This is a genomic window from Collinsella sp. AM42-18AC, from assembly GCF_003467965.1.
Lineage (GTDB): Bacteria > Actinomycetota > Coriobacteriia > Coriobacteriales > Coriobacteriaceae > Collinsella.
In genome coordinates this window covers 382,952-409,171 of the sequence record NZ_QSFY01000001.1, presented here as the reverse complement: position 1 = coordinate 409,171, position 26,220 = coordinate 382,952, and the positions used below count along the sequence as shown (strand labels likewise).

20 protein-coding genes and 1 tRNA gene are annotated in these 26,220 nt (G+C 61.5%); 12 read left to right on the top strand and 9 right to left on the bottom strand.

Annotated features, from left to right (window positions below; genetic code table 11):
• Positions 1-467: 467 nt before the first annotated feature.
• From gltA to glmU, 6 genes are all read right to left on the bottom strand, one after another.
• Positions 468-1,877, bottom strand: a complete 1,410-nt coding sequence (gene gltA, locus DW913_RS01620; protein WP_117797371.1) for an NADPH-dependent glutamate synthase — start codon at positions 1,875-1,877, stop codon at positions 468-470.
• Positions 1,868-2,707: a sulfide/dihydroorotate dehydrogenase-like FAD/NAD-binding protein gene (locus DW913_RS01615; protein WP_117647773.1), complete on the bottom strand. Its 840-nt coding sequence runs from the start codon at positions 2,705-2,707 to the stop codon at positions 1,868-1,870. The genes gltA and DW913_RS01615 overlap by 10 nt, the downstream gene beginning before the upstream one ends.
• A gap of 361 nt (positions 2,708-3,068) precedes the next feature.
• Positions 3,069-3,698, bottom strand: a complete 630-nt coding sequence (gene pth, locus DW913_RS01610) for an aminoacyl-tRNA hydrolase (RefSeq protein ID WP_199580713.1) — start codon at positions 3,696-3,698, stop codon at positions 3,069-3,071.
• 351 nt (positions 3,699-4,049) lie between these two features.
• Positions 4,050-5,177, bottom strand: a complete 1,128-nt coding sequence (locus tag DW913_RS01605) for a hypothetical protein (protein ID WP_117797370.1) — start codon at positions 5,175-5,177, stop codon at positions 4,050-4,052.
• A 451-nt stretch (positions 5,178-5,628) separates the two neighbouring features.
• On the bottom strand, positions 5,629-6,615 hold the full coding sequence (locus DW913_RS01600; protein WP_055251541.1) for a ribose-phosphate pyrophosphokinase: 987 nt from the start codon (positions 6,613-6,615) through the stop codon (positions 5,629-5,631).
• Positions 6,616-6,806: 191 nt separating this feature from the next.
• Positions 6,807-8,219, bottom strand: coding sequence for a bifunctional UDP-N-acetylglucosamine diphosphorylase/glucosamine-1-phosphate N-acetyltransferase GlmU (glmU, locus tag DW913_RS01595; RefSeq protein WP_117766309.1), 1,413 nt, complete (start codon positions 8,217-8,219; stop codon positions 6,807-6,809).
• Positions 8,220-8,425: 206 nt separating this feature from the next.
• Between glmU and DW913_RS01590 the strand changes: the two genes are divergently transcribed.
• The 3 genes from DW913_RS01590 to DW913_RS01580 are packed head-to-tail and all read left to right on the top strand — an operon-like array spanning position 8,426 to position 11,665.
• Positions 8,426-9,304 carry an energy-coupling factor transporter transmembrane component T gene (locus DW913_RS01590; protein WP_117797391.1) on the top strand — a complete coding sequence of 293 codons (879 nt, stop codon included), beginning with the start codon at positions 8,426-8,428 and terminating at the stop codon, positions 9,302-9,304.
• Positions 9,304-10,947 carry an ABC transporter ATP-binding protein gene (locus DW913_RS01585; protein WP_117797368.1) on the top strand — a complete coding sequence of 548 codons (1,644 nt, stop codon included), beginning with the start codon at positions 9,304-9,306 and terminating at the stop codon, positions 10,945-10,947. The genes DW913_RS01590 and DW913_RS01585 overlap by 1 nt, the downstream gene beginning before the upstream one ends.
• Positions 10,948-10,951: 4 nt before the next feature.
• Positions 10,952-11,665 (top strand): DUF6580 family putative transport protein, encoded by a 714-nt coding sequence (locus DW913_RS01580; RefSeq protein WP_117797366.1) that lies wholly within the window; start codon positions 10,952-10,954, stop codon positions 11,663-11,665.
• Positions 11,666-12,198: 533 nt separating this feature from the next.
• Here DW913_RS01580 and DW913_RS01575 read toward each other — a convergent pair.
• Complete coding sequence (locus tag DW913_RS01575; protein WP_117634639.1) at positions 12,199-13,017, bottom strand: exodeoxyribonuclease III; 819 nt, start codon at positions 13,015-13,017, stop codon at positions 12,199-12,201.
• 113 nt (positions 13,018-13,130) lie between these two features.
• Here DW913_RS01575 and DW913_RS01570 point away from each other — a divergent pair, with 113 nt between their 5' ends.
• The 3 genes from DW913_RS01570 to DW913_RS01560 all read left to right on the top strand — a co-directional run bounded on the left by DW913_RS01570 (position 13,131) and on the right by DW913_RS01560 (position 16,413).
• Positions 13,131-13,883 carry an NAD-dependent protein deacylase gene (locus DW913_RS01570; protein WP_117637152.1) on the top strand — a complete coding sequence of 251 codons (753 nt, stop codon included), beginning with the start codon at positions 13,131-13,133 and terminating at the stop codon, positions 13,881-13,883.
• A gap of 94 nt (positions 13,884-13,977) precedes the next feature.
• Complete coding sequence (gene folK, locus DW913_RS01565) at positions 13,978-15,711, top strand: 2-amino-4-hydroxy-6-hydroxymethyldihydropteridine diphosphokinase (RefSeq protein WP_117797364.1); 1,734 nt, start codon at positions 13,978-13,980, stop codon at positions 15,709-15,711.
• The gene (locus tag DW913_RS01560) at positions 15,712-16,413 is read left to right on the top strand and encodes a hypothetical protein (protein ID WP_117759348.1); all 702 of its coding nucleotides are present in this window, start codon (positions 15,712-15,714) and stop codon (positions 16,411-16,413) included.
• A 123-nt stretch (positions 16,414-16,536) separates the two neighbouring features.
• Here the strand turns inward: DW913_RS01560 and DW913_RS01555 are convergent, their stop codons facing one another.
• Positions 16,537-17,385 carry a type III pantothenate kinase gene (locus tag DW913_RS01555; protein ID WP_158566168.1) on the bottom strand — a complete coding sequence of 283 codons (849 nt, stop codon included), beginning with the start codon at positions 17,383-17,385 and terminating at the stop codon, positions 16,537-16,539.
• 196 nt (positions 17,386-17,581) lie between these two features.
• Between DW913_RS01555 and DW913_RS01550 the strand changes: the two genes are divergently transcribed.
• The 6 genes from DW913_RS01550 to DW913_RS01525 all read left to right on the top strand — a co-directional run bounded on the left by DW913_RS01550 (position 17,582) and on the right by DW913_RS01525 (position 24,458).
• Positions 17,582-17,658, top strand: a tRNA-Met gene (locus DW913_RS01550).
• A 283-nt stretch (positions 17,659-17,941) separates the two neighbouring features.
• Entirely contained in the window at positions 17,942-18,151 is a 210-nt protein-coding gene (locus DW913_RS01545; protein WP_117797360.1) for a hypothetical protein, read from the top strand.
• A 253-nt stretch (positions 18,152-18,404) separates the two neighbouring features.
• Positions 18,405-19,910, top strand: coding sequence for an FAD-dependent oxidoreductase (locus tag DW913_RS01540; RefSeq protein WP_055251513.1), 1,506 nt, complete (start codon positions 18,405-18,407; stop codon positions 19,908-19,910).
• Between the two features lie 133 nt (positions 19,911-20,043).
• Complete coding sequence (locus DW913_RS01535; protein ID WP_117797358.1) at positions 20,044-22,176, top strand: FAD-dependent oxidoreductase; 2,133 nt, start codon at positions 20,044-20,046, stop codon at positions 22,174-22,176.
• A gap of 17 nt (positions 22,177-22,193) precedes the next feature.
• Positions 22,194-23,270, top strand: a complete 1,077-nt coding sequence (locus DW913_RS01530; RefSeq protein WP_117797356.1) for an NADH-ubiquinone oxidoreductase-F iron-sulfur binding region domain-containing protein — start codon at positions 22,194-22,196, stop codon at positions 23,268-23,270.
• Positions 23,271-23,465: 195 nt separating this feature from the next.
• The gene (locus DW913_RS01525) at positions 23,466-24,458 is read left to right on the top strand and encodes a flavodoxin family protein (RefSeq protein WP_117797354.1); all 993 of its coding nucleotides are present in this window, start codon (positions 23,466-23,468) and stop codon (positions 24,456-24,458) included.
• A 22-nt stretch (positions 24,459-24,480) separates the two neighbouring features.
• On the opposite strand, the gene DW913_RS01520 is transcribed toward DW913_RS01525, so the two are convergent.
• Positions 24,481-25,794: a CdaR family transcriptional regulator gene (locus DW913_RS01520; RefSeq protein WP_117797352.1), complete on the bottom strand. Its 1,314-nt coding sequence runs from the start codon at positions 25,792-25,794 to the stop codon at positions 24,481-24,483.
• Positions 25,795-26,220 lie beyond the last annotated feature (426 nt).

The window sequence follows — 26,220 nt, the reverse complement described above, 5'->3', positions numbered from 1 at the left end:
TTCCCGATGTCCAAGAAATGGGAGGCAGTTCACAGGCACCTTTGTGGTGGTTTTTGTTTTAGGCCGAGGGGAAGGCCTTGGCGGCAGTGCCTATCCTCGGCTTTTGCATAGTCTCGATCTGTAACACCAAGCCAGCGAAAATGGCTCTAACTGTTACAGATTTAGATGAACCGTTCGGCCGTCAGCCCAACGTCTTGATCTGTAACACCAGGCGGCATATTTGGTCTCTAACTGTTACAGATTGAGATGCGGCGTGGGCGGCCGGCACAATATCTCGATCTGTAACAACTGCAGGGCTCAACGGACTCCAACTGTTACAGATTGAGGCAAAACGATCAGGCAAGTCCAAAACCACCACAAAGGTGCCTGTCTCCTTTGTGGTGATCTGGGGTCTGGCATAGAAAAAGTCCCCGCCGGGCGTGTGCTCGACGGGGACTTTGCCGTTTGATGGCTAGCGCTGTGGGTGATTACTCGCCCAGCAGGCTCTTGGTGATGGAAGCGGCGGCCTTCTTGCCGGCGCCCATCGCCAGAATGACCGTGGCGGCACCGGTGACGATGTCGCCGCCGGCCCAGATGCGGGGATCGGTGGTCTGGCCGGTCTCCTCGTCAGCGACGATGTAGCCCCACTTGTTGAGCTCCATCTTGCCGCCAATCTTGGCAGCGAAGGGGTTGGCGTTGGTGCCGATAGCCGAGATCGCGACGTCGCAGGGGATCTCCTCGATGGCGCCCTCGATGGGCACCGGGCGACGACGGCCGGACTCGTCGGGCTCGCCGAGCTCCATCTTCTGGACCTTGACGGCGCACACGGAACCGTCCTCGCCAGCGACAAACTCGAGCGGGGAAACGAGCGGTAGAACCTCGACGCCCTCGGCCTTGGCATGGTGCAGCTCGGCGCGACGGCAGGGCATCTCGTCCTCGGTACGACGGTAGGCGATGATGGCGTGCTCGGCGCCCAGGCGCTTGGCGGTACGGACGGCGTCCATAGCCACGTTGCCGCCACCAAAGACGACGACGTTCTTGCCGTGCTTGGTGGGGGTGTCGTACTCGGGGAACTTGTTGGCCTTCATCAGGTTCACGCGGGTGAGGTACTCGTTAGCGAAGAAGACGTTGGGCAGGTTCTCGCCGGGGACGTTGAGGAACTTGGGCAGGCCAGCGCCGGTCGCCACGTAGATGGCGTCGAAGCCCTGCTCGAACAGCTCCTCGGCCGTGGCCATGTTGCCCACGACGGAGTTGTACTCAAACTTGACGTCCATGTCCTCCAGGCCGTCAATCTCGCGCTTGACGACTGCCTTGGGCAGACGGAACTCGGGGATGCCGTAGACCAGCACGCCGCCGCCGGTGAAGAATGCCTCGAAGACGGTGACGTCAAAGCCGTTGCGGGCGAGCTCGCCGGCGCAGGTGATGCCGGACGGGCCAGAGCCCACGACGGCGACCTTCTTGCCGTTCTTGGGGGCCATCTTGGGCGTGGAAGCGAGCTCGGGGCGGTCACCCAGGAAGCGCTCGAGCTGGCCGATGGCCACGGGCTCGGACTTCTTGCCACGGATGCACTTGCCCTCGCACTGGTTCTCCTGCGGGCAGACGCGGCCGCAGATGGCGGGAAGCATGGAGTCCTCGCGGATGGTATCGAGAGCGCCGCCGAAGTCCTTCGCGCGGATCTGCTCGATAAAGCGGGGGATGTTGATGTTGACGGGGCAGCCCTCAACACAGAACGGCTTCTTGCAGTTGAGGCAGCGCTCGGCCTCGGCCAGCGCCATCTCCTCGGTGAAGCCCTTGTCGACGGGGCGGAAGTCGCAGGCGCGCTCGGCAGCCGGCTCCTCGTTATCGGGGGTGCGGGGCGACTTCATATCGGCAACGAAACGACCGTTAACTAGTGGCATGCGCAGCTCTTTTCCTCATAGGCCTTGAGGGACGCGCCCTCTTCGGAACGATAAGCGGCCTGGCGGGCACGAAGGTCATCCCAGTCAACCAGGGTGGCATCGAAGTCGGGGCCATCGACGCAAGCGAACTTGGTCACGCCGCCCACCTCGACGCGGCAGCAGCCGCACATGCCGGTGCCGTCAACCATGATGGGGTTGAGCGACGCGGTGATGGGGGTGTCGTACTTCTGGGCGGTGAGGGTCGAGAACTTCATCATCGGAACGGGGCCGACGCAGAAGACCTGGCTCACGGCCTTGTCCTGCAGCAGGCGCTCCAGCGGAGCGGTGACAACGCCCTGCTCGCCGTAGGAGCCGTCGTCAGTGGTGATGTGGATGTGGTCCTCGTCGAGGAGCTCGCGGAACTGGTCCTCCATGAGCAGGAGGTCCTTGGTGCGAGCGCCCATGATGGCGTGCACCTCGTGACCGGTCTCGACCAGGTGCTTGGCGACCGGGAAGGCAATTGCCAGGCCGACGCCGCCGCCAATGACGGCGCAGGGGCCCTCGGCCATCTCGGTGGGAACGCCCAGCGGACCCACGACGTCGCGCAGCGACTCGCCGGCCTCGTAGGTGGAAAGCATCTCGGTGGTCTTGCCGATCACCATGAAGATGAACTCGACCCAGCCCTCGTCACCGTTCCAGCCGGCCAGGGTAAACGGGACGCGCTCGCCCGTCTCGTTGGCGCGAACCATGAGGAACTGTCCAGCGTGCGCATGCTTGGCGATTGCGGGCGCCTCGATGCGGAACTTGAACACCTTCTCCGAGAACTGCGTCTTCTCCAGGATCTTATACATAGAACCCCTCTCTTGTTAGGGCGGCCGAACCGTGCCTCCACGGAAATGGACGGCAGCCCGAATAAAACCGTACGCGCACAGGCGTTGTGCAGACATACGGTACGAATTATACCCTCATGGACATGCCGTTTACGTGTATCTTCGGCAGGCGGAAAAGTGACCTGCCAAAAAAGGGACAGGTTTATTTCGGCAGGTTTTATCAGGCAAAACGAAAAAGGGGGCCGGCCTCAGGTTGTGATGAGGCCGGCCCCCTTTGGGGCGCTATGTGTGTATGGCAGTGCGGGGTTTATTTCGATGTGGCCACCGGGGCGTTTTCGTAGATAAAACCCGCCAAAATAAACCTGTCCCTAAATAGTAGGTTTTAGTGCTTGCCGTTGGCGGAGGCGGCACCGTTGACGTGGTCGCGGGCGTAGATTACGCCGTGGACGATGGCCAGACCGGCGGCATCTGCGGCGCGGGCACAGGTGTCCTGGAAATCCTCGGCCTCGCGGGCGCGCAGCTGCTTAAGCACGTAGTCGGCGACGGCCATCTTGCCGGGAGGGTTGCCGATGCCGGTGCGGATGCGGCTGAAGTCGCGGCTGCCCATCTTGTCGATGATGGAGCGCAGACCGTTGTGGCCAGCATGGCCGCCGCCCACCTTAACACGCACGTCGCCGGCGGGAATATCGAGCTCGTCGTGGATGACGAGCAGCTCCTCGGCCTTGATCTTGTACTCGCGGCAGAGCTTGGAGATGGGGCCGCCCGAGGTATTCATGTACGACTGCGGCTTGACCAGTACAATCTGGCGCTTACCTCCCTCTTCCTCGGGATCGTTGATGTTGATGAGCGCGACCTCGGTGCCTGCCTGGTTTTTCCAGTACGTGACGCCGGCCTGACGGGCCAGCTCGTCGATCGCCTTAAAGCCGGCGTTGTGGCGGGTCTCGGCATATTCCTCACCCGGGTTGCCAAGTCCGGCAACCATGCGAATCTTAAGCGGCTGTGCAGCTGCCATGTTCATCCTTTCGTTGATTTGTCGCCTGCTATGGTGAGCGACCCTGTTGCCGCTGTCAAATGGAGGGCAATTGAGGTTGTTTGGGGGCGTTTGGACGGCCGTCAAAATCCGAGGTGGACAGTTAGTTCAGATACGTATAAGTTCTGAGGACTCGAAGTGCTTAATTCGATGTCGATACGTTGTTTTGGAGCTTTAGTTAGTCCATATGGCGCTGTTTTGAAGTCTACCCTGCCTTTAAATAGGGCGAATGGTATAGAGATAGCTGCAAAATAGCCTAATTCAATGTGTCCATTCATACGTATTTGAACTAACTGTCCAGCCCTGCTCGACGGCGCACGGGCGATTCGCCGTTTAGACCGGCGCAAGGCCGATTCCGGCCCGCAGAGCGTTGAGCCAAGCGGCCTGACGCTTGCGATAGCCCTTGATGCGATATCGGAATCGGACTCCCGCGAGTCGATGCATCGTTTGGGCGAAGGCTTCGAGTGCAACAAGGTCTTTCATTTGGTCGCGATTGATAACCAGGACGTGGATGCCCATTGCCTTGAGGCCATTATTTCGATTGCCGTCGTGAATGCGAGCGTTTTGAAGCTCATGCCCAATTCCGTTGTATTCGTTGTCCACTCCGGCGGCAGGACAATATAAGTCGCAGATTGCATAGGGGATGCCCGAGGACATGTTGACCGCAAGGGTGTCGAAGTCGATTCGATAGTTGAGTAGCAGGCCTCCCATGGGCAGGCTGCAACATCCAAACCCGCCAAAGCGCATGGGCGCGCCTAGGACGGCAAACATTAAGGATTCCGCTGGGGATGCTGATCCGGCTCGGGCGAGTTTAACGGCCGTGCGAAACGAGGCATAGGAGCTGCTTTTGGCGAACCGCGCGATTGCCTCGAGATCTTCGATGGTTGTAGCAGGTTCGCATTTGTAGTGTGCCTGTTCGTAACGGGTTTCGGCTTGTCCTTCGGGTGCCGGTTGGCTGCCCTGACAATCAAGATCGCCCATCGCTTCGAAGCCGTCGGCCTTGGGCCACGTATCGTCATAGGCGATGGGGTAGGTTGCCTCGGGCGGAAGGGAGTAAGTTCCGAGCAGCTCCATAAGGAGCATCAAGGTTTTGGCGACCGATTCATTTTTGGAACAAAGCATGGCCGTCATGGCGGGAGACGTTGCGTAGATGTCGGCCTCGACGTGCATAATTGCACCTTCAGGAAGAGGAGCGGAGAGAATATGCTGAAGAAGTCGCTTGTCGGGGCGTCTGTTGTCTTCGCTTGAAACGAGAAGATCGAGCAGTTCGGAATCATCTTCATTCCAGGCGTCGAGCATCGAAAGTGCGCCAAAGTCTATCGCGTCATTATTGGGAATGCAGCTAGCCAAGGCCTGTGCTTGCTGTTCACTATCAACGGAGTCCCAAGGAAGGGCAGAGTACGCCCGTCGTGCGCGGCGAATTGCGCGGAGGGCGGAGAAATGTGAAATCACGGTCGTCATAGCTATAACGTACTAAGTTGCCGGCAGAATGCGACAGCCATACCGTTCTTTTCGCTCAGCGGGCCGCTGCGCGCCATGAACGGCTGGGTGTTATGAAATCGGTGGAATCGGTTGAGGGGATTGCAGGAAATTGAGCTCTGCCGCGAAGGTTGACGATAGTTACTGGACAGTTGGTTCAGATACGTATAAGGCGGCGGGCGTTCGAGGCGTTTCTAAGGGCCTTTGAGGGCGATTTGAGGATAAATATGCAGCGGTTGTACTCGAAAACGATGAGCTTTGGACGGCATGGCATCCGCCGGGGAGCTCAGAAGGCTCCGAACGGCCCTTTGGGGCTTTAAAAAATACGTATCTGAACTAATTGTCCAGGAAAGGTTGGCGAGGGATAGAAAAAGGGTCGGAAGCGAGCTTCCGACCCTTTAAAAGCATCAAAGATGATGCGATGCGTGGCAGGCTACAGCGCGAAGTCGCCGCCGACGAGCGTGGAGACGGGCTCCTCGTGGTAAACGGCGGAGATGGCCTGAGCGAACTCCTCGGCGACCGAGATGGTCTTAATCTTGCCGCCGACCTCGACGGGAATGGCATCGGTGACGACGCACTCGACGATGGGGGCGTCGTTCAGACGCTCGATGGCCGGACCGGAGAAGATGCCGTGGGTGGCGCAGACGTAGATGTCGCCAGCGCCCATAGCCTTGAGCTCCTTGACGTTGGCGCACAGGGTGCCAGCGGTGTCGATCATGTCGTCATTGATGACGCAGGTCTTGCCCTTGATGTCACCGATGATGCCCATGACCTCGGCGGCGTTGTGGCGCGGACGGCCCTTGTGGGCGATGGCCAGGTCGCAGCCGAGCATGTCGGACAGCTTCTTGGCGGCCTTGGCACGACCCACGTCGGGGGAGACGACAACCAGGTTGTCGGTGTCGAAGTTCATGGCGTTGTAGTACTGGCCAAACAGCGGCAGTGCGGACAGGTGGTTGACCGGGATATCAAAGAAGCCCTGGATCTGACCCTGGTGCAGGTCGAGGGTGATGATGCGGTCGACGCCGGCGCGCTCGAGCAGGTTGGCGACGAGGCGGGCGGTGATGGGCTCGCGCGGGCCGGCCTTGCGGTCCTGGCGGGCATAGCCGTAGTGGGTGATAACGGCGGTGATGGAGCGGGCGGATGCACGCTTGGCAGCGTCGGTGGCGATGAGCAGCTCCATGAGCATGTCGTTGACGTTGCCGCCGGCCACGGACTGAATCAGGAAGACGTCGGCGCCGCGGACAGTCTCGTCGTAGCGGGCGTAAATCTCACCATTGGCGAACTGCTTTAGCGTAAGGCCCGAAAGCTCGACCCCAAGGTACTCAGCGATCTTCTGAGCGAGGGGACGGTTGGAGGAACCGGAATACACGCGGATGGACTTGCGCATATTCTCCGACTTCTCGGGATCATTAATCGGCATTACCCTTCTCCTTTATATCGAATGCCATATAGATGCCTTGTTGCATTGTAACCGCGCGGCGGGGTTTATCGGGTCCTGATAACGTCTTTACCGTCAACGGACACGAACCGACCACTCATCCGGTCGCGCAGGTCACGATAGAAAAAGGAGCCGTCCCCATGGGAACAGCTCCTTAGATGCTTGGTAAAACGTTATACCTCGTCATCCTCGTGCAGACGGCGGCGATAATCGGCGGCCCAGCCCTCGATATTTACCTGACGGGCGCGGCCCAGACCGAGTGCGTCGGCCGGGACCGGCTCGGTGATGACGGAGCCGGCGGCCACGAGCGCGCCGTCGCCGATCTGGGCGGGCGCGACCATCATGGTGTCGGAACCAATGAAGGCATCCTTGCCGATGACGGTCTTGTGCTTGTGGACGCCGTCGTAGTTGCAGGTGATGGAGCCCGCGCCCACGTTGACGCCGGAGCCCATGGTGGTGTCGCCGATGTAGGACAGGTGGGGCACCTTGGAACCCTCGCCAATCGTGGACTTCTTGATCTCCACGTGCGTGCCGGCCTTGGATCCGTCGAGCATGTGGGTGCCCGGGCGCAGGTAGGCGCGCGGGCCGCAGTCGACGCCGTTCTCGATGACGGCCTCGATGGCGATGGTCTCATCGATGGTGCAGCCGCTGCCGACGGTGGTGTCGGTGAGACGGCTGTTGGGGCCGAGCTGGCATTCCTCGCCCACGGTGACGTGGCCGATCAGGTGCGTCTGCGGCCACACGACGGTGTCGCGGCCGATGGTGGCGTCGGGGCCGATCCAAGCCTGCGTGGGGTCGATGAACGTGACGCCCTCTGCCATCCAGTGCTCGTTGATGCGGTCGCGCGCGATGGCGGTGAGCTGCGCGAGCTGGATACGACTGTTGACGCCCAGGCCGTCGCGGTAGTCGTCGCAGTGGAAGATGGAGGCTGCCTGGCCGTGACCCTTGAGGATTTCGAGCATGTCGGGCAGATAGTACTCGGACTGCGCGTTGTCGTTGCCGATCTCGTTGATGTGGGCGGCGAGCTGCGCGCCGTCGAAGGCGTAGCAACCGGCGTTGCACTCCAGCAGCGTGGCGGCCTGCTCGGGTGTGCAGTCCTTCTGCTCGATGATGCGCTCGATCTGACCGTCGGCGCCCAGCTTGATGCGGCCGTAGCCAAAAGGATCGGGCGGGGTCATGGTCATGACGGTGCAGGCGAGCTCGCCGGTGGCGACGGTCTGCGCGAACTTGGCGACGGTGTCGGCGGTGATGAGCGGCAGGTCGCCGTTGAGCACGACGACGGGGCCTTGCGTGATGCCGCAGGCCTCGAGCGCGACCTTGACGGCATGGCCGGTGCCCAGGCGCTCGGTCTGCTCGACGCACTCGACCTTGGTGGCGCTGTTGGCGTAGGCGCCATCGATGAGGGCGCGCATCTCGTCGGCGTGGCTGCCGATGACGACCACGACGCGGCTGCAGCCGGCCTTGATGGTGGCGTCGACGATCCACTGAACCATGGGCTTGCCCAGGATCTTGTGCGAAACCTTGCAGTGGTTCGACTTCATGCGGGTGCCCTCGCCGGCGGCGAGGATAATTGCGGTTGCGTCCATGTGATCTCCTGTTACGTTATTAGAGACGTGTGTTTGGAAACGATACACGGCGCAATATGATACCGCAGGCATATGATGAGCGCGTAACGATTGGTTTGCGGCAGCTGATGCTTGGGCCGGCGGTGCGGCGTTTGCGCTGGTTGTGTATGGCGGAGGCGCTGCGGCGTTGTCGTTTGAGCGAGGGGACGGGGGTGCCCGTGGATATCATGCGAGAGGAATCGGGCAACGAGCCCGTCGCGGCATTCTCGATGTCGCATCCGGCGGTGCCGGCACTCTACATGGTGCTGACGTTGGGGCTCACCATGTTCTCGATGCAACCGGTGCTGATCGCGCTGTCGCTCGCGGGCGGGTTGGCATACGGCTTTGCGACCCGCGGGGCTGCCCGCACGTTGGGCTCGCTTCGCTGGCAGCTGCCGGTGATTTTGATCATTGCGCTGGTCAACCCGCTGTTTAGTGCATCGGGCTCGACCGAGCTTTTCCATATTGGCATGCGCGCAGTGTATTTGGAGAGCATGGTATACGGCCTGTGTATGGGCGGGCTGTTTGTGGCGAGCGTGCTGTGGTTTGAGGCTGCGGCGTCGATGCTCGAATACGACAAGGTGCTCGCGTTGCTGGGCAACGCCGCGCCGGTGCTCGCGCTCATGATCTCGATGTGCATGCGGCTTATCCCGCAGTTTTTGCGCCGCGGCCGCACGGTGCTGGCGGTGCAGGACGCGATCGATGTGCCGGGGCGCGCGCCGGCTGACCCCGTGCGCTCGCGCCTGCGGGCGTCGAGCGTGCTGATGGGCTGGGGCATGGAAGATTCGCTTGAGCGCGCGGATGCCATGCGCTCTCGCGGGTGGGGTGCTGCGTCGCGCCGTACGACGTATGCGCGGTATCGGCTGAGGCGCGGCGATGTTGCCGCGCTGGTTGGACTTGCAGTGTTTGGTGCCGCCGCGGTGGCGGTGGCATGGACCGCGACAACGCAGTATTCGTTTTACCCGCAGCTTTCGGTGCCCGCGCCGTGGCTGGGCTATGTCGTGTACGCTGCCTGGATGGTGCTGCCCTGCGTGCTGCATGCGATCGATGAGAAGAGGTTCGGCTGATGGCTCGGTTGGATAGTGGCCCGGTGTCGGGCGCGGCGTGCGACCCGGATATGCCGGCGATTGAGGTGCGGAGCCTGAGCTTTACCTACCCCGGGGCTGATGCTGCGGTGCTCGAGGGGCTCGACTGGTCTGTCCCCCAAGGTGCATTTGCGCTGCTTGTTGGCGGTACCGGATCGGGTAAGTCGACGCTGCTGTCGTTGCTCAAGCCCGAGATCGCTCCGGCGGGCGAGCGCACTGGCGATGCGCGCGTGCTGGGCGAGAGCGTTGCCGACATGGACGTGCGCGCGTCTGCGGAGCGCATGGGCTACGTGTTCCAGGATCCCGAGAACCAGATTGTGTGCGAGACCGTGTGGCACGAGATGACGTTTGGCCTAGAGAATCTGGGTGTGTCGCGCGACGAGATGCGCCGCCGTGTTGCTGAGACCAGTTATTTCTTTGGTCTGGAGGATTGGCTTCATCGCGATACCGATACGCTTTCGGGTGGCCGCAAGCAGCTGCTGTCGCTTGCCGCCGTCCTGGCGCTGCGTCCGCGTGTGCTGCTGCTCGACGAGCCCACGTCTCAGCTCGATCCCGTTGCCGAGAAGAATTTTCTGCACGCGCTGTTTCGCGTGAACCGTGAGCTGGGCTGCACGGTTGTTGTGGCTACGCATCAACCGCGGCCGATGCTCGAGTATGCGACGTGTGCGTACCGGATGGAGGGCGGTCGCGTGCGCGAAGTGGCAGATATGGCTTCTTTGGGACGCCGAGAATCGCTGTTTTCCGATGACATGTTGGGGTGGGGTGCCATCCGATGTGCAAAAAACGGAGTATTCAGCAGGCGTGAGGACAATTTGGGCTCTCTGGAGCCGCCCGGGGACGTATCGAGCGCGAAAAAAAGTTCGGAATTGGACAAATCGTCCGAATTTGTGGCGCAAACGTCACTCGAGAACGGCTCGGAAGCCTTCCCGCGTACGGATGGAGGCAGAATACTCCAAAAAATGCACGGCGGGTCGGCTACCACCCTGTCGGAAGGCTGGTTTCGCTACGATCGCGTTGGCGGTTGGGTGCTGCGCGGGCTCGACGTGACGTTTTCGGCCGGTGCGGTGCATGCGATCGTGGGCGGCAACGGATGCGGCAAGTCGACGATGCTCTCGGTGCTGGCCAAGACGGCTAAGCTGCAGCGTGGCCGCATAGTGCGTGGGACGACTTCGGCGGCGCTGCTGCCACAGAATCCCAAGGCCCTGCTGGTCGCCGAGACGGTTCGCGATGAGCTGATGGAATGGGCCTCGACCTGCGGATATGACGAGAACTTGGCGCGGGAGCGTGCGGCGCAACTGGGATTGGACGGCCTGGAGACGCGCCACCCCTACGACCTCTCGGGCGGACAGCGCCAGCTGCTCGCGCTGGCAAAGCTGCTGCTGATTGGCCCCGAGCTGCTGCTGCTTGACGAGCCCACGAAGGGCTTGGACCTGGAGAGCCGCCGCATCATCGCCCGCGCCCTGCGTGACCATGCGAAGGCCGGTGGCACCGTCGTCATTGCCACGCACGACTTAGACTTTGCCGAGCAGGTGTCCGACGACGTCGCCATGATGTTTGACGGCGAGATTGCCTGCATGGAGCCCCCGGCCGACTTCTTTGCCGACAACGTGTTCTATAGGGCGTGATGGGATGACGGACTGTCGTTTCTCGCGCTTGCTTGCAAAACTGGAGATCCCGCTGCTGCTGGCGGTGCCGGCAGTGATGACTGCGGCGTTGCTGGTGGGCATTGAGCAGGCGGCGCTTGCCATGCTGGTTGTAGTGGCGCTCGTGCTCGCACTGTTCTTTGCGGGCTATGAGACATCACGTCCGGGCCTGCGCCAGATCATGCCCACGCTGGTGCTGGCGGCGTTGGCCGCGGCGGGGCGTATCTTGTTTGGCCCCATTCCCGACTTTAAACCGGTGAGCGCCATCGCCATTATCGCGGGGGCGACGCTTGGTCGCCGCAATGGTTTTATGGTTGGCGCGCTGGCGGCGCTGACCAGCAATTTCTTTTTTGGACAGGGCATGTGGACGCCGTGGCAGATGTATGCCTGGGGTCTGGTTGGCTATGTTGGCGGCGCGCTGGCGCATGCGGGCGCGTTCGACCGTGCGGATGGAACCGTGCGCATGCCGGCGCTGATGGCGTACGGCTTTGCCTCGGGCTTGCTCTACGGCGTTGTGATAAACGCGTATGACATCATCGGTTTTGTTCAACCGCTCACGTGGGCGGGCGCCATAGCGCGTCTTGCTACGGCGGTGCCGTTCGACATCACGCATGGCCTCGCGACCTGCGTGTTCTTGGCCGCTCTGTACAAGCCCTGGTGTCGCCGCATCAACCGCGTCGTCGTGAAATACGGGCTGTAGGGCTGGTTGCGCCGGGGCGGGAATCAATGCTGCCGAAGTGCCATTTCAAAACTATGCCGGTTTACGGGGCTAGATTGGCACAGGCAGACCATACCGGCTTTTTTCGAAATAGAGCAAGCCGTTTACCTGCGGTTTTATTATTTCGGAATTGCGTATGGTTGGGGGTTTGCGATTTAGCCCCGTAAACCGGCGTAGTTTTGAAATGGCCGGTTGATATGACGGGCATCATAGCCCTCAGAGGGTCAATTGATCCGTTTTCTTCCGTCCCCAGACGTCCCCAGGGAATCAGTTGACGGCGCTCGCCACGAAACTGGCCCATCTACTACGTTTAGCCCGACACCCCCAAGCACAACCGCGTTTTATGAAAAACCGCAGGCTTTCTACCTGCGGTTTTCTTTTTGCGTTGTTCGCTGTGGTTGAGGATGGCGGCCTAAACGTAGTAGATGGGCAGGTTTCGTGGCGGGCGGGGTGCGCGAACACGCTCGCAAGACGAAAACGACCCGCCTTTCTCCGCCTTTGGGAGATCAGTTGGGCTAGAGCTCCAGGGCGAGCGTGACGGGGCAGTGGTCGCTGCCAAAGATGTCGCCGCGGATGCCGGTGTCGCGTACGTTGCCGGCGATTGCGTCGCTCACCAGGAAGTAATCAATGCGCCAACCTGCGTTGTTCTTGCGGGCATTAAAGCGGTAGCTCCACCAGCTGTAGACGCCCTCGACGTCCGGATTGGCTGCGCGCCAAGTGTCGGTAAAACCGGCGTTGAGCAGCTCGGTAAACTTGCCACGCTCCTCGTCCGAAAAGCCTGCGTTGCCGCGGTTGGACTTGGGGTTCTTAAGGTCGATCTCCTCGTGTGCCACGTTAAAGTCGCCGCAGGTTACGACGGGCTTGCCGGTTTCGCGCTCAAGCGCGCTCAAAAAGCCGCGATAGGCATCGTCCCAGGCCATGCGCACGTCGATGCGCGCGAGCTCGTTTTGGGCGTTGGGCGTATAGACGTCCACGAACCAAAACTTGTCGAACTCGAGCGCGCAGACGCGGCCCTCGGTTGCGGCTTGGGCGACGAGCTCGGCCGCCTCGCCCTCGCCGGCGTAGGGCAGCAGTGCATCGGCGCGCAGCACGCGCAGCGGTTCCTGGCGGCTAAAGACCGCGGTGCCCGAGTAGCCCTTGCGCTCGGCGTAGCTCCAGGTTTGGTGATAGCCGGCCAGGTCGATATCGACCTGGCCCTCCTGCAGCTTGGTTTCCTGCAGCGCTAGGATATCGACATCGAGTTCCTGTGCGATCTGGGTAAAGCTCGGGTCCTTTTTGAGCACGGCGCGCAGGCCGTTAACGTTCCACGAGGCGAAAGTGTAAGTCTGAGGCATGGTGTCCTTTCGACGGGGTTGGCAGGCTTAAGATTAACGCAACTAGAGCGGGGCGGAGTCCGCGAGTGATAGTGCGAACGCCGCCGTCCCGGAGACACGGACGGAGGGCTCATATGACGCAGGCAATATCGGATCCCAAGCAGGCCTCCGCCGCGCTGGCGGAGCTTTTTGATACCCACAAGCGCGTGGTCTTCTTTGGCGGCGCGGGTGTTTCCACGGCAAGCGGCATTCCCGATTTTCGCAGCGTGGACGGCCTGTATCACCAGCAGTTTGCCTATCCGCCCGAGACCATGCTGTCGCACAGCTTTTACGAGACACATCCGGCGGAGTTCTTCGACTTTTACCGAACCAAGATGATCGCGCTTAACGCTAAGCCCAACCGCTGCCACACCAAGCTGGCCGAGCTGGAGCGCGTCGGCAAGCTTGATGCCGTGGTGACGCAAAACATCGACGGCTTGCATCAGATGGCGGGCTCGCAGCGCGTGTTTGAGTTGCACGGATCGGTCCATCGCAACATTTGCCAGTCGTGCGGAGCGGTCTATAGCGCCGAGTGGATTTGCTCGCGCGAGCACGAGGACGCCGCGGGCGTGCCCGTGTGCCCCGCGTGCGGTGGTCGCATCAAGCCCGATGTGGTGCTATACGAAGAGCCGCTCGACGAGCATGTGCTGACCGGCGCCGTTGCCGCCATCGCCGCGGCCGATGCCCTCATTGTGGGCGGGACCTCGCTCGTGGTGTATCCGGCGGCGGGCCTTACGCGCTACTTTACCGGCGATACGCTGGCCATTTGCAATCTTGCTCCCACCGATCAAGATGCAAATGCCGACCTGCTGATTTCTTGCGACATCGCGGCCGCGTTTGCGTTCTAGCCCGTGTGCGCGGATACAATAGAAAGACTGATTGCAAAGCGACCCCGCCGCCTGCGCCCGAGCGCGGCGGCGCGGGCATTTGAGGAGGATGTTCATGGCGAACGATAGCAAGACATGGCGGTGCGGAAAGTACGAGCTCAGCTTTGACCGTCCGCGCATCATGGGCGTCCTCAACGTGACGCCCGATTCGTTTAGCGACGGCGGGGAGCACTTCGACCCGGATGCCGCAATCGAGTACGGCCTGGCGATACTCGACGCCGGCGCCGACATCATCGACGTGGGCGGCGAGTCCACGCGCCCTGGTTTTACCCCGGTCAACCCCGACGAGGAGGCTCGCCGCGTGCTGCCCGTGGTGCGCGCGCTGGCCAAAGAGGGTGCCATCGTCTCGATTGACACGCGCCACGTGGCGGTTGCCAAGGCGGCCGTGCGCTGCGGCGCCTCTATTGTCAACGACGTGACGGGCTTCACCGACCCCAAGATGGTCGAGTTTGTTAAGACGAGCGCCTGCGGCGTTATCGTGATGCACGCCGGCGAGGTCGCCGCCCCTGCTCGTACGCACGCGACGGTGCAGCTTGATACCTCGGCTGCGGCGTTTGTTGCCGAGAAGGCACGCGAAGCGGCCGCCGAGGCCGCGCGCGAGGCCGAGAAGCCAGCCCGTCGCCGTCGCGGCAAGTTGCTGGGCGAGTCCAAGGTTGAGACCAAGCTTCCGGGCGGTGTGGTACAGCCCTCGCTGCCGTTTGGCGAATCAGAGCCCACGCCCGAGCCTGTTGCCGAGTCAGAGACGCCGGCTACCGAGCAGGCTGCCCCTGCTGCCGTTGCGCCCGAGGCCGTGCCCGCAGCTACCGAAGTCGCACCAGAGCCCAGCGACCACCTGGCCGCCATGATGCGCCGCAGTGCCCGCCGTGAGGAAGCCTATGTGCCCACCTCGCAGCTCCGCCGCTTTACCCTGCCCGATTCGGCGCCCATCATGCGCCGCGTCATGGGCTTTCTGTCCGACCAGGCCCGCGCGCTCATCCATGCCGGCGTGTCGCGCGACCGCATCTGCATCGATCCCGGTCCGGGCTTTGGCAAGACGGCCAACGAGGATATCGTCATCCAGCGCGAGACCGCTAAGATGGCGTCGCTGGGCTATCCGCTCATGTGCGCCGTGTCGCGCAAGCGCTTTGTGGGCGCCGTCTCGGGCGTGACCGATGCCGCCGCGCGCGATGCCGCCACGTTTGGTGTGTGCCTGGGCGCCATCCAGGCCGGCGCCAACATCGTGCGCGTGCATGACGTTGCGGGCTTTGCGCAGTTCCTGAACGGGTACTGGGCTGTCGCCAAGCCGCAGCCGCGCCGCGCGTTTGTGGCCGTGGGTTCCAACCTGGGGCATCGCTGCGCCAACATCCGCGCCGCACGCGACATGATCGCCGAGATTCCACTTACCTGCGTGTCCAACTCCTCCAAGATCTACGAGAGCGAGCCGGCCTACGAGACGCGCCAGGACGCGTTTGCCAACGCCGTCATCGAGATCAAGACCGAGTTGGCGCCGCTGGTGCTGCTCGACGAGCTCATGAAGATCGAGGCCGAGCTGGGCCGCGACCGCTCCAAAAAGGCCAAGGCCAACGGTCCGCGCACCATCGACTTGGACCTGCTGTGGATGGACGGCGAGACCCACGGCGGCAAAAAGCTGCGCCTGCCGCATCCGCTGATCGGCGAGCGTGACTTTGTGCTGGTGCCGCTCGAGGACCTGATGCACGACCCGGCGCGGTTCTTCCGCTATAACGGTGTCGAGGTCAAGGAACCCGAGGATCGCGTGGGCCATATCGTGGGCGAATTGGGGCGTATGTAGATGATCGAGATGAATGCTGTTGTCGCCGGTACCGAGCTCGACGCGGCGCGTGACGCGGGCCGCGAGGGCGTGTCCGCGGGCTGGTGCGCGTGGAGCGTGGGCGATGCTTCGCTGACGTTTTCGCTGGTTGTGCGCCCCGATGTGAACATGCATGCCTTCCACGGCCTGCCGTTTGTGGCCGCGATGGGCATGATGGACGCGCTCGTGGGCACGGCTTCGACGCCGGGGTTGGGCCTTGCCGGTAAGGTGGGTATCCAGTGGCCGAGCGATATCGTGTGCGGTGCGCCTGCGTTTGAGGCGTCGCTCGCGCGTGTTGCCGTGAACGGCGGTGCCGGTGCTGCGGGCATGTTTGCCGCGGTGACGGTTGATATTGAGCGTGCGGCGCTGGGTGAGCTTGGCGTGGATATGGCAGATGAGGCGCTGATCGAGGCATTGGCCGCCGCTGTGCTGACCCGCGTTGACGCCTGGGCGGTTGCCGCCAACACGCCGCAGGGCGCTGCCGGCCCGCTGGCTCCGGTGCTGGGCGAGTACTTTGACATGGTGCCACTGCTGGGTCGTCAGGTCGCGGCGGTGTCGCCCAACGGCTTGCCGCTCGCAGTCGGTGTGTTTGCGGGCCTGGACATCTGGGGCCGCGCGACCATCAAGACCGATGCCGGCGAGCAGGAGTTTCCGCCCGAGGCCGTACGGATTCGCGGACTGTAACGCGAGGCGCCCGCGCTCAAAGATAACGATGACAACGAAGCCCTCTTCGGCCTGTGCCGGGGAGGGTTTCGCCTATCTGGTGAATGGGTTGCCAGCGCCCTATTCCTCAAAATTGAAAATTTTTCAGTTTTGAGGAATAGGCTTGGCGAACGTTTGCGGGGCTGTGACATCGGGCGTGCTCGACTTATGTCCCTGTTTTACCCCCAGCTTCTGCATGCGGCGGTAGATTTCGCAGATGCCCTTGATGGTGAGCTGCCCGTCGACTATGTCGAAGGCGTCGGTCGAATCGGCGACGATGCTGGCGAGGCCGCCCGTGGCGATAACGGTGGCGTCCTCGCGGCCCAGCTCGCGCTTCATGCGCGCGACCAGGCCCTCGGCCATGGCGGCAGCGCCCACCACGGCGCCGACCTTGATGCACTCTTCGGTGTCGCGACCGATGGCGTGCTCGGGCGCCTCGAGCGGCACGCTGGCGAGCTTGGCGGCACGGGCGGCAAGCGCGTCCATGGAGATGCGGATGCCCGGCGCAATCGCCCCGCCAATGTAATAACCGTCCTCATCGATGACGTCGATATTGGTCGCGGTGCCAAAGTCCACCACGATCGCCGGCGCGCCGTAGAAAGTCTCGGCCGCAACGGCGTTGGCGACGCGGTCGGCGCCCACGGCCTGGGGGCGCGCCGCGCGCAGCTTGGTCACGGCGGCCGTCTGCGGCCCGATGACGATGGCGTCTGCGGCAATGCGGTCGGCCACGGCGTGCCACTCGCGCGAGAGCTGCGGCACCACGCCCACAAAGGCGATCGCGTCAACCGTATCGAGCGAGAGGCCGTACATCTTAAAGAAACCCATCAGGCGCACGTGGATCTCGTCGGCGGTATAGGAGCGGTCGGTGGGCATACGCCACGACTGCACCAGCTCGTCTCCGTCAAACAGGCCCATGGCCGTCTGCGTATTTCCCATATCGATAGCGAGCAGCATGTCTACTCCCGGTGTTGGCATAAAAGGACGCGCACCATTGTATACGTGCCGTCGACGGCGCTCGGCTGCAATTCGTTTACGGTGATAGGGGCTGAGGGGTTTAAATATGAAGGAATTATGCTCTACGAGATTTTCCTTGCCGTTTACCGAACTCCCGCGTAATATTCTTTCTTGCGCACATGAGGCGCCCAGACATTGCGGGGTGGAGCAGTCTGGTAGCTCGCCGGGCTCATAACCCGGAGGTCGTAGGTTCAAATCCTGCCCCCGCGACCAAGAACTTGCAGCTCGTCGGCCTAGCCGGCGAGCTTTTTTGTTATTCCGGGACTGTTCTCTCAGCCCAATTCCCAACATCTCAAACAAAATCTCGATCTGTAACATCTAGACCCGATTTGGGCGGCCAGGTGTTACAGATCGAGATATACCGGTGGGTTGGGTCCCGTTTGTCTAAATCTGTAACACGAGGGACGGATTTTGCCGAGTAACTGTTACAGATTGAGATTTTCTGCCGGGACGGTTTTGGTTTGTCTCGATCTGCTCCAATGTGCCCTGCGTCTTTATGGGTCTTGCCACGTCGTTCTTCACGTTTATGCTGCAGCAGCCGATCAACTTTGGCCACCTCTTCGCATTCTGGGCCTTTGGAATCGCGCTCGCGGTTTGCCTGGTTATGTCGGGAACGCTCGTGTGCTCGGCAATCTTTGGAAAAGAGCGCGCTATTCAGGCGCTTACGCCGCTCGATGTGCTCGAGGCACAGCGGAACCATAAATAAGAAAACTCGATTATCAGGGGCGGACGCCGTGAAGCACACCGCCCCCCTGTACGTGTGGCGTCAGGGCCATGCGCTCGAAAGCGTCGCCCAAACGCATGGTTCATCCGCACAAAGCCCATGGTCGCTATGGGCAAACATCGGTGCGCCTGCACATGGCTTTGAGTCTGTTTTCGAGCGAAAGTATGGCTGTCGATACGCATGCAATTCGCATGAAGTCCGGGTTCGTCCAAGAGCCCTATAAAGGAGGATTCGCATGAAACAGTTAGAGACCGACGTCGTTGTCGTTGCCGCGGGTCTGAGTGGCCTTGCCGCAGCGGTCGCTGCAGCCGAGGCAGGCGCTCGCGTCATTGCCCTAGAGAAGGCCCCCATTACCGGTGGCGCCGCCAACATGGGCATGGGGCCTGCCGCCGCTGGCTCTCCGCTTCAGAAGGCTTCGATGATCGAGGTCACGCCTGGCGAGCTCTTCCGTCGCCATATGTTCTACACCCATTACCAGGTCGATGCTCGCCTGGTGCGCGACTACTACTTTAAGTCGGGCGACACCATCGCATGGCTGCAGGACATGGGCGTGGTGTTTAACTCCGTGCGTCCGGCGTTCCGCGCCCGCGAGCGCACGCGTGCCTATTCCGACGGCGAGTACACCTGGCATGTCGTGCAGCCCGAGGACGGCTCGGAGCCCGGTCCTCGCGCGGCGACCACGATGACCAAACGCATGACCGAGCGTGCCCAGGACCTGGGCGTCGAGTTTATGTTCGAGTGCCCGGGCACCGGCCTTATCAAGGGCGAGGACGGCGCCATCTGCGGCGTGACCGCCAAGGACAAGGACGGCGAGGAGTACCAAATCTCGTGCAAGTCTGCGATTGTCGCTACGGGCGGTTTTGGCCACAACGCCAAGCTCATCAAGGAGAAGCTCGACTTTGAGTGGGGTAAAGACCTGTTCTCGTTTGCCATTCCGGGCATGGACGGCGACGGCATCAACATGTGCCACGAGGTCGGCGGCGGCCACACCCCGGTGACCATGGAGCTCATGTACCAGATCCCCGACAACATGAACCACTTCTATGTCGAGGGCGCATTCCGTCAGCCGTGCTACTGGTGCAACCGCCTGGGGGAGCGCTTTATGCCGGAGGACGAGATCTTCAACACCACCTTTGTCGGCAACGCCATCAACCATCTCCCCGGCAAGGTCGCCTATGCCATCTTTGATTCCCGTATGCTCAAGCACTGGAAGAAGGATGGTCCGGATATCGTCAGCCACGTTCATCCGCACGACCTGTACGACGGCTTTGAGGAGCAGTGGAACCGCGACCTGGAGGCCGGCTATCCGGCGATCTGCCAGGCCGATACGCTGGAGGAGCTTGCCGAGAAGGCGGGTATCGACGTGGAGGGTCTGCTCGCTAACGTCGACGAGTACAACGAGATGTGCGACAACGGCTGGGACGACATCTTTGAGAAAGAGCGCGAGTTTATGAAGCCGCTCGAGAAGGGCCCCTTCTATTGCTGCAAGCAGTACTGTGGCGCCTACGGCACCCTGGGCGGCGTGCTCATTAACCACAAGATGGAGGTCATGACCGACGACTATGAGGTCATCCCTGGCCTGTACTGCGTTGGCACCGATGCCTGCACCATCTATGGCGACTCCTATAACTACTGCATTCCGGGTAACACCATGGGCTTCTGCCTTAACTCGGGTCGCATCGCCGGTGAAAACGCCGCCGCAGCCCTCTTTGAGGACGCGGGCGACGAGGAGTGGTCGTAACACCGCAGCTATTCGCGCCTGCAGACACCCACGCGTTGGGTGCGGGCGGGGATTTGCCCTACAAGCGAGGCGCTCGGGATCGCTTTGGTCCCGGGCGCCTTTCTGGACAAGAGCGACGTTTTGAGGGGAACGAATGAAGCTAACGATTAATGGAGCCGAGGTCGAGGCACGCGAAGGGCAAAATGTCCTGGAAGCCGCGCTCGATGCCGGTATCTATATTCCGCATCTGTGTAAACATCCCGATCTTGAGGCCGTCGGCGGATGCCGTCTGTGCATGGTCGAGATCGAAGGCCAAGATGAGCCGGTGTGTGCCTGCAAGACGCAGGTTGCCGAGGGAATGGTCGTCAACACGACAGGCGAGCAGGCCGAGCGCGTGCGCAAGCTGGCAATGGAGCTTATCTTGGCCACGCATCCCGCCGATTGCACCGGCTGCCCCAAGTATGGCAAGTGCGAACTGCAGTCTATGTATCAGTACCTGGGAGTTTCGCCTGCGCACTGGCGCGCCAAGAGCCGTCCGGTCGCAACGGACGAATCGAACCCGCTGATCACCCATATGTTCACCCGCTGCATTCGCTGCGGCCGCTGCGTGCGCGCGTGCCGCGAGCTGCGCGGCGCCGGCGTCTTGGACTATCAGCGTACCGAGGACGGCATTCGCATTGGTACCGACGGCAGCGTGAGCCTGCAGGAGGCCGGATGCCGTTTTTGCGGCGCCTGTATCGAAGTGTGTCCCACGGGCTCGATCGTCGACACGCTCAATATGTTTGACGAGAACAAGTCCTATGCCGATAACGTGGTTCCCTGTCGCTCGGGCTGTCCCGCCCACGTGGATATCCCGCGCTACCTGCGTCACATCCGCAACGGCGAGTACACCCGAGCCGCCGCGGTGGTGCGCGAGAAGGTCCCGTTCCCCGAGAGCCTGGGCGACATTTGCGTCCATAGCTGCCAGGATGCCTGCAAGCGCAACGAGCTCAACGGCACGCCGGTTTCGGTTTGCCGTCTTAAGCGCGCCGCGGCCGTGCGCGATACGGGCGACTGGAAGGCCAACGTGCGCCATGAGCCGTTGAGCGGCAAGAGCGTCGCCGTTGTGGGTGCCGGTCCCGCCGGTTTGACCGCCGCACTCTATTGCGCCGAGAAGGGCCACAAGGTCGTGGTGTTCGAGGCCAACGAGAAGGTCGGCGGCCAGATGCGCTACGGCATTCCGGCGTATCGCCTGCCTGATGCCACGGTCGATGCCGAGGTTGCGACGATTTTAGAGATTGCCCAGGGTGATGACGCCGAGCCGCGCATTGAGCTGCGCTGTGGCGAGCGAATCGCCGAGCCCCAGGCGCTTTTGGAGCAGGGCTTCGATGCCGTGCTGGTTGCGGTGGGCACGCATGACGGAACGGTGCTTCCCATGCCCGGCCACGACCTCGAAGGCGTGCTGCGTAACACCGATTTTCTGAAGGCCGCCCGTATGGGCAGCGCCCCGGACCTGACGGGCAAGCGCGTCGTGGTGCTTGGCGGCGGCAACGTGGCGTACGACTGCGCCCGCACTGCCGTGCGTCTGGGTGCCGCCTCGGTCGATGTCGCCTGCCTTGAGGCCCAAGACGCGATGACCTCGACGCCCGAGGAGCGCGCCGAGGCTGCCGAGGAAGGCGTGGTCCTGCACGATGCCTATGCCTTTACCAGCATTAACGAGACCGAGGACGGTTCGGGCAAGGTCGGTTCCATGACGATCCACAAGATCGAGCGGTTCTACTTTGACGAGAACCACCGCGCCGTCACCGAACTGCTCGACGGCGGCGAGAAGACCATCGATGCCGACTGCGTGATCTTTGCCGTGGGTCAAAAGCCCGAGGGCACGGCCCAGATGGGCCTTGAGCTTACGCACGGCCCGTATATCGTGGCCGATACCGAAGGCAAGACGAGCGTTGAAGGCATCTGGTCGGCGGGCGACTGCGTGACGGGTACCAAATCGGTGATCGCGGCAATCGCTGCAGGTCGCACGTGCGCCTCGGCCATCGACCGCGCTTTGGGTGGCGATGGCAACATCGACGAGGAGCTGACCGAGCATGATGCTCCCGAGCAGTGGATTGGGCGTGTCCCCGAGGGCTTCTACGACGATGCCGTGCAGCCCGAGTTTGTCGATGCCCAGACGCGTAAGGACAACTTCGATACGTTTGAGTGCCCCTATACCGACCATGAGGCAACGTGCGAGGCGAGCCGCTGCTTGCAGTGCGATTTGCGCCTAACGATCAGCACGCCGCGCCTGTGGAACGAGTACTAGGAAAGGAGCGATAACTCATGACGATCATCAACTTTATGCCTGCGCATAAGCAGGCCCCCGTCGCGCTCTGGCTTCTTAAGAAGGACGTGGCGGCCGCCGCGGAAAAAATTGCAGGGGCCGGTGCCCAGGCGGTTTTGGTGCCGGCAGGCGATGAGGTCTCTGCCGCGCTCGCGGATGCGTTGGGCGAGTCCTGCCGCGTGATCGAGTGCGACCCGAGCCTGGGCTTTGTCCATGCCAACGGTTCGGCCGCGGCCAAGATGCTCGACGGCGAAAAGCCTCTCCCATCTTGCTGTGAAGGTGAAGGCGATGACCACTGCCTGAGCGGATCGGAGTTACTTGCCGCCGAAGGAAAACGCTGGGTGTGGTTTGACGGGGCCGATGAGCCCGTTGAGGTCGACCGCGTCGTGAGTGCGGAATCCTTGGTTGCCGCGGCGGGCGTCGACGACGCCAAAGCGGTGGGGATTGGCTATCCCAGCGGTCTGCTGCTGAGGCCCGACGACACCTCAAAGATTGAGCTATGCAGCGACTACGTGTGCGTCTATACCTCCAAAAACTGCATGGCAAAGGCGCTTTTGGACATTTGCACGCTGTATCGTCACGAGAGCTGCGGACGCTGTGTCTTTGGCTACGAGGGCTCGCATCAGATTGCGACGATTCTTGCCGATATCTGCCGCAAGAAGGGCAAGCCGGGTGACTTGGCGCTCTTTCGCGACCTTTGCCCCGTGATGCAGACGCAGTGCCTGTGCGAGCAGGGTCGCGTGCTGGCGCGCGCGGTGCAGTCGTTCCTCGACCTGTTCGAGGACGAGATTGTGCAGCACACCACCAAGAAGGTCTGTGCCGCCGGGGAATGCCAGGCATTCTTGACCTTCCATATCCTCGCCTCCAAATGCCAGGCATGCAACAAGTGTGTCGATTCGGGCGTTTGCGAGGAGGACGCGATTCTGGGAAGGCCGCGGTTCATCCACGTGATCGACCAAAAGGCTTGCACCCAGTGCGGTGCCTGCCTGGATATCTGCGACAACGGCGCGATTGTTACGGCTGGGGCCGTCAAGCCCAAGTGCCCGCCCAAACCCATTCCCTTTAAGCGCAAATAGCGCGATTCCCCCTCTCGTTTTGCCCACATTGAGCAGGGCGGGAGGGGACTTTGTTTATCTGCACGAGATGCCCTGCAGACTATCGCATGAGCCTTGGTTGCCTGGACGGTGCGCATGTTTTGCGTCTGCCGTACGCTTTTTGCGAAGTACACACGGGCAGAATCCGTGTCCAAAATGCTCTGGAGAGGAGCGACCATGTCGTTTAAAGTGATGGCGATTTGTGCCGGCAGGCACGGTGGCAACGGCGAGGCTTTGGCCAAAGAGGCCCTTTGCGCGGTGCGCGAGGCTGGCGGCGAGGTCGAGCTGATCAATTTGTTCGACTATAACATCTTGCCCTGCACCGGTTGCGAGGGCTGCACCATGCAGATGGGAAAGATGGGCGCCGGCCTGCAAAAGGAATATCACGGCTGCGTTCTTAAAAACAAAGACGATGTAGATGCGATTATTCGCGAACTGCAGACCTGCCAGGGCGTGATCTTCTCGGTTCCGACCTACGACCTTACGCCCAGCTCGGTGTACACCCGCTTTGCCCAGCGCTTCTTGGCATACGAGCTTTCGTTCTTGCTTGCCATCGGTGCCGTAAAGGAGAATCCGCATACCGTTGCCGGCCTCATCTCCGTCGGCGGCTCCATGCACGATTGGCAGTCCCTGGCACTGGAGAGCCTGCAGGCGACTATGTTTACCATGTCGATGACTGTCGTCGATCGCTATATGGCGCAGCGCGACGGCCGCCCGGGCAATGCTTTTGTGTGGGGAGACGACGTGGAGTGGGGCGGACAGATCGCCCGCGCCCACAAGATGGGCGAGAACATCGTCAAGGCCATTCGCACGCCTGTTGACGAGCGCTGCTGGCTGGGCGATCCGGATGACGGCGTGTGTCCCAACTGCCACAGCTCCCTGGTGTACCCCGGCGACAAGCATTGGGATGGGGTCGAGTTTCCCTGGGAGTGTGCGGTCTGCGGCGCGGGCGGCGATATCGTAACCGACGAGCGCACCGGTCGCCCCAAGCTCAAGATTGCCGAGAACGGCCTGATTCGCGACCGCAACGACGACCACGCGCGCGCCGAGCACCTCAACGAGATCAACAAGACCCGCGACGAGTTCTTCGCCCATATGGACGAAGTAAAGCCGCTCATGGAAAAGTACGCCAAGATGACGTTCCCCACGCTGGAGATTAAGCGCGACTAGTTTTGCCCAAGCCCCGCCCGGCCTACTTGCGGCAGTGCAGGTCGGCGCTGGTGCGGGGCTTAATCCTCGGCTCAAGAAAGCCAAGGTAGATTAGGGTGCGAATCGAGAGGTGGAACAAAAAGAGGTCCTCTCCCGATGCCAAGTCGTTACCGGTGATTTCCTTTATGCGGTTAATGCGATAGAGCAGCGTGTTTTTGTGAAGCGACAAGATCGCGGCGGTGCGCACCGTGTTACAGCTGTGCTGCATAAAGGCAAAGAGCGTCTCGACCAGCTCGGAATCGTGCGACTGGTCATGCTTCCAAAGTGCCCAGATTGCCGGATGGCAGTAGTTTATAAGGTTGATGTGGTCGTTGCAGATGTCGAGCATTTCCATGTAGGTGTATTCGCAATAGCGATACACATGGGTGTCTTCGAGGATTTTGGTAAAGGTCGAGCCGTATCGAATGGCGGCGCGTGCCTGATTGAGGTGCGAACGCACATCGGTTGCCTGGGAAAACTCGTTGCTGATGCCAATGAACAAATTGTTCGTGGCAGCAACGCGGGCAAGGATCGCCTCATCGTTGGCGGGTAGCTGCGTGGAGGGCGGACGGCTTACCAGCGCCACGAGCTCACCTCCGTACATGGTGATAAGGCTATGGTGCAGTAGCGGCTGCAATTGTCCTCGGATGCTCTCCGCCTCGCGCGCCTCGAGCTGGGAATCTTTTTTGAGCAGGCATACAACGTAGAGGGCGGGAAGCGGCGCAAAGCCGACGAGCTGCATTTTGCGTGTGCAGGTGATGGGGTTGGGGATTTCGTCGTCCAGGAGGCGCGAGAGAAAATATGGCCCCTGTTGCGGGCCGCCCAACGAAAGAAAGCCGCCTTTCTGCAGTTCTTGCGCGAGCAGTCGGACAAAGAACTCAAAGACCTCGCGATCGCTATCGCCAAAGGCGTGATTGCGTTCGATCATCATCGCCCGGCCCAGACACGTGCCGTGCACCTTGATCGCATCGGTCATGGTGTTGAGGCGGAACATGTCGTTATAGCGTGTAAGCGGGCCTGTCGAGCGGGCAATCTCCTCGTCTAAGCCGCATTTGATGATGTATCGCACGGCTTCGTCCTGCAGCATGTCACCTTCGGAGAGCTCGGCGCGGGTGATGGCTGCAAAGGGGGAGTCGTCGTCATCGTCGAGCTCAAAGCCGCCGCGGGCGGCATAGCGGTACACGGGATCGACGACGAGCACCGGGTTGTCCATAGCGGCAGAGGCCGTTTGCGTGAGGCTCTTGAGCCCCGCGTCGCTCAAGAGCGCCTCGAGCAGCGCTTGCTTTGCGGTAGACGTATCGGTGGTACTCGGTTGCATGGGTGTCCCTTCTGCCGCGTCTTCGCCGTAGTCGACGCGTGACCAAATTATTATCGCAGGCTGAGCGGTGCCAGGTTGTTTAAAACGGTGAGTGTGGCGGTCGTTTCCTCGAACGGGGACGGTGTCGTTGTTATTGGGGTTTGTCTCGATCTGTAACAGGTGGGTCCGGTTTTGGTCTGTAGTTGTTACAGATTGAGATGTTTCGGCAGGACGGTCTTCGTTTGTCTAAATCTGTAACACGAGGGACGGTTTTTACTGAGTAACTGTTACAGATCTAGATCTTTCGGCAGGCTAGATTGGTTTGTCTCAATCTGTAACAGTTGCTCGGCAAAATAGGGTCTTACTGTTACAGATCGAGACAAACCGACGGGCCGCCCCGCCCCATCCACCTGCCGCTACCTGCTGTCTGCCGATTTCCGTTGCGCC

Bases quoted from the DNA above. Each gene is read 5' to 3' on its own strand.
- gltA (WP_117797371.1), bottom strand. From the start codon at position 1,877: ATGCCACTAGTTAACGGTCGTTTCGTTGCCGATATGAAGTCGCCCCGC.
- DW913_RS01615 (WP_117647773.1), bottom strand. From the start codon at position 2,707: ATGTATAAGATCCTGGAGAAGACGCAGTTCTCGGAGAAGGTGTTCAAG.
- pth (WP_199580713.1), bottom strand. From the start codon at position 3,698: ATGGCAGCTGCACAGCCGCTTAAGATTCGCATGGTTGCCGGACTTGGC.
- DW913_RS01605 (WP_117797370.1), bottom strand. From the start codon at position 5,177: ATGACGACCGTGATTTCACATTTCTCCGCCCTCCGCGCAATTCGCCGC.
- DW913_RS01600 (WP_055251541.1), bottom strand. From the start codon at position 6,615: ATGCCGATTAATGATCCCGAGAAGTCGGAGAATATGCGCAAGTCCATC.
- glmU (WP_117766309.1), bottom strand. From the start codon at position 8,219: ATGGACGCAACCGCAATTATCCTCGCCGCCGGCGAGGGCACCCGCATG.
- DW913_RS01590 (WP_117797391.1), top strand. From the start codon at position 8,426: ATGCGAGAGGAATCGGGCAACGAGCCCGTCGCGGCATTCTCGATGTCG.
- DW913_RS01585 (WP_117797368.1), top strand. From the start codon at position 9,304: ATGGCTCGGTTGGATAGTGGCCCGGTGTCGGGCGCGGCGTGCGACCCG.
- DW913_RS01580 (WP_117797366.1), top strand. From the start codon at position 10,952: ATGACGGACTGTCGTTTCTCGCGCTTGCTTGCAAAACTGGAGATCCCG.
- DW913_RS01575 (WP_117634639.1), bottom strand. From the start codon at position 13,017: ATGCCTCAGACTTACACTTTCGCCTCGTGGAACGTTAACGGCCTGCGC.
- DW913_RS01570 (WP_117637152.1), top strand. From the start codon at position 13,131: ATGACGCAGGCAATATCGGATCCCAAGCAGGCCTCCGCCGCGCTGGCG.
- folK (WP_117797364.1), top strand. From the start codon at position 13,978: ATGGCGAACGATAGCAAGACATGGCGGTGCGGAAAGTACGAGCTCAGC.
- DW913_RS01560 (WP_117759348.1), top strand. From the start codon at position 15,712: ATGATCGAGATGAATGCTGTTGTCGCCGGTACCGAGCTCGACGCGGCG.
- DW913_RS01555 (WP_158566168.1), bottom strand. From the start codon at position 17,385: ATGCTGCTCGCTATCGATATGGGAAATACGCAGACGGCCATGGGCCTG.
- DW913_RS01545 (WP_117797360.1), top strand. From the start codon at position 17,942: ATGGGTCTTGCCACGTCGTTCTTCACGTTTATGCTGCAGCAGCCGATC.
- DW913_RS01540 (WP_055251513.1), top strand. From the start codon at position 18,405: ATGAAACAGTTAGAGACCGACGTCGTTGTCGTTGCCGCGGGTCTGAGT.
- DW913_RS01535 (WP_117797358.1), top strand. From the start codon at position 20,044: ATGAAGCTAACGATTAATGGAGCCGAGGTCGAGGCACGCGAAGGGCAA.
- DW913_RS01530 (WP_117797356.1), top strand. From the start codon at position 22,194: ATGACGATCATCAACTTTATGCCTGCGCATAAGCAGGCCCCCGTCGCG.
- DW913_RS01525 (WP_117797354.1), top strand. From the start codon at position 23,466: ATGTCGTTTAAAGTGATGGCGATTTGTGCCGGCAGGCACGGTGGCAAC.
- DW913_RS01520 (WP_117797352.1), bottom strand. From the start codon at position 25,794: ATGCAACCGAGTACCACCGATACGTCTACCGCAAAGCAAGCGCTGCTC.